1 protein-coding gene and 2 pseudogenes are annotated in these 2,817 nt (G+C 74.1%); all 3 read left to right on the forward strand.

Features of this window, described 5'->3' with window-relative positions:
* Positions 1 to 945, forward strand: a pseudogene (locus tag GT042_RS08855) (hypothetical protein); the annotation flags it as partial.
* A complete protein-coding gene (locus GT042_RS08860) occupies positions 945 to 1,985 on the forward strand; it encodes a MoxR family ATPase (protein WP_161308158.1) in 1,041 nt (346 codons plus the stop codon). The pseudogene GT042_RS08855 and the gene GT042_RS08860, both read left to right, overlap by 1 nt.
* Before the next feature lie 3 nt (positions 1,986 to 1,988).
* Positions 1,989 to 2,817: pseudogene (locus tag GT042_RS08865) on the forward strand (hypothetical protein); the annotation flags it as partial.

The raw sequence follows: 2,817 nt of genomic DNA on the forward strand, positions 1-2,817 counted from the left end.
GGGGTCCGCGCGGGCGGCCTGGACGAACGGCGCGCGGACGCCGACGCGTGGGCCGCCGCCCTCGACCGCTCCGCGCGTCCGCCGCGTGTTCTCGTCCAGCTGGACGTCGACTCCGCGTCGGCGGGTGGTGGCGGAGTCGGTGTGGCCGGTGGGGGCGGTGAGATTGAGGGGGTGGCCGCCCGTAACGGCGCGGCCTGCCCGGATCTCTACACCTGCGCGATATGGGTCGACACGGGCACCGGCGAACTGGTCAGGTCCGCCGGCGAGCACAGTGCCCCGCTGACCCCGAGCCAGGTGGTGAGCCGCATCGAGCGGGCGATCCACGAACTGCACCCGCTGGTGGGAGGTGAGCCGATGGTGGAGGTCCTGCTGCAACCCGACGCCCTGCACCTGCCCGTCGAGACCTGGGACGGCGCGGACCCGTTCGACCCGGTGCCGAACGTGCTCGGCGTCGAACGGGCGACCGTGGTCCGCTCGGCGCCCCTGGCGTCGCCCGACGGCGAGAGGCGGCGCCGGGCCCAGCTGCGGCACCGGTGGGCCGGGCGCGCGGGCGGCAAGGTGGTCTACCTGGACGACCGGCACGCGGAGGGCCGTGCGGCGTACGGGGCGCTGAAAGCGGACAGCGAGGCGTCACGGGTGGTGGTCCGGGCGGGGACGAAGGCCCGGGCGAACCTCGTCCAGCTCGCCCTCCACCTTGGCTACCCGGTGGTCCTGTGGGACCGGCGGGCGACGGAGGCCGTACCGCCTCCGCACTTCGACCCGCTGGCTCCCGGGGATTCGGCGGAGCGGCTGCCGGGGCGCGTCAGGGACTACCGGGCGAGGGTGTGCGACGACCCGGAGGCCCATCCCGTACGTCCGGCCCTGCTGTTCGAGGACGAGGACCGCCCCCTCCCGCCCGTGCTGTCGCTCACCGAACTGTCCGAATCCCGAGAAGTGAGTTCCTGATGTCGTACGAGCCCGAGGTGTCAGAGGCCTCCGACGTGTCCGTCCCGCCGCTCGCCGGACCTGCCGGTGTCGCAGGACCGGCCGATGTCGGCGAGGACGCCTCCTGGCAACTCTTCCGTGGGGACGGGACCCGCCGTACGACCCCCCTCCCGGCGGCCCCGCCCTGGCGGCGCTTCTCCGACCCGGAGCCCACCGGGGAGGACGACGACGGCCCCCGGTACGTGATCGGCGCGGCCGAGACCGATGTCATCAACGCCGCGCTGCACCTGAGGCGGCCCCTGCTGGTCACCGGGCATCCCGGCACGGGGAAGTCGTCGCTGGCCGCCGCCATCGCCCATGAACTGGACCTGGGACCGGTGCTGCACTGGCCCGTCAACAGCCGCTCCACGCTCCAGGACGCGTTGTACCGGTACGACGCCATCGGCCGGCTCCAGGAGACCAACCTCCACAGGGACTCCCCGGGGGACACCCCCGACATCGGGACGTTCGTCCGCCTCGGCCCCATGGGCACCGCGCTCGTCCCGGCGGAACGCCCGAGGCTCCTCCTGGTCGACGAACTCGACAAGGGGGACATCGACCTGCCGAACGACCTGCTTACCGTGTTCGAGGACGGCACGTTCGAGATCCCCGAACTGTCCCGGCTGCCCGAGGACCGGAGCCAGGTGAACGTGCTGACCGCGGATCCGCACCGGCGGTCCCTGGTGACGCGCGGCATGGTCCGCTGCACGGAGTTTCCCGTCGTTGTCATCACCAGCAACGGTGAGCGGGACTTCCCCCCGGCGTTCCGCCGCCGCTGCCTGCCCCTGCACCTCGGGGACCCGGACGAGACACGGCTGCGCGCGATCATCGCCAGCCATCTCGGAGCCCGCGCCCTGGACGGGGCGGAGGATCTGGTCACCGCGTTCCTGAACCAGCGGGCCGTGGGCGAACTGGCCACCGACCAGCTCCTCAACGCGGTGTTCCTGCGGAGCGGGGGAGCCCGGCTGGACGCCGACGGACTGCTGAAGACCCTGCTCCACCGGCTCAACTCGGGCGGCTGATCCATGTTCCGGAAGGCGCGAGCGATCCTGGCGGAGGCGGGGATCCCCTGGGAGCGGGAGGACGAGGAGTTCTTCCTCGACGCCCTCTGGCTGGCCGGCGTGGTCCCACGCGGGATCGCGGCGCCGCTCCTCGCGACCGCGTCCCGGGACCTCACGCAGCCGGCTGCCCCCGCCGCCGAAGGACCGGGAGTCGTCCCGCCACCGGCGGACGAGGAGGCCGACCCCGAGGATCTGCTTGCCGACGCGGTTGGGGCACCGCCCGCCGCCGTACCCGAACCACCCCGAGCCCCCGGGGCGGTGGGCGCCCCTTCCGGCGCGGGGGCGCCGGGCCAGGCGCTGTGGATGCCCGGCGCGAAGGCTCTGGACCAGGAACTCGCCCTCGGCAGGGCCCTGAGGCCGCTCAAGCGCCGCAGACCGGGCCGCCGGGCCACCGAACTTGACGAGGCGGCCACGGCGGCGGCCCAGGCGGACACGGACACCCCGCAGTTGGTGCTGCGGGCCCGGCCGGAACGGTGGCTGCGACTGGCCCTGGTCATCGACGGCGGCCTGTCCATGGCCCTGTGGGAACGCCACTGCGCCGAACTGCGAGCCGTCCTCGAACGCAGCGGCGCGTTCCGCCAGGTGGACGTCCATCAGATCCGTTACGGCCCCGGCGACCCGGACGTACGGCTGGGCCGGCCATGGTCGTCGTCCGCCGCGACGCGCCCCGGGGCTTCGGTGGCGGACCCCTCGGCCCGGACGATGATCCTGGTGGTCACGGACGGGGCGGGTTCCGCGTGGCGGGACGGGCGGATGGCGGCGGTCCTCGCGCGGTGGGCCAAGGCAGGGCCGG

It is taken from the genome of Streptomyces sp. SID3212 (assembly GCF_009865405.1).
Taxonomy (GTDB): domain Bacteria; phylum Actinomycetota; class Actinomycetes; order Streptomycetales; family Streptomycetaceae; genus Streptomyces.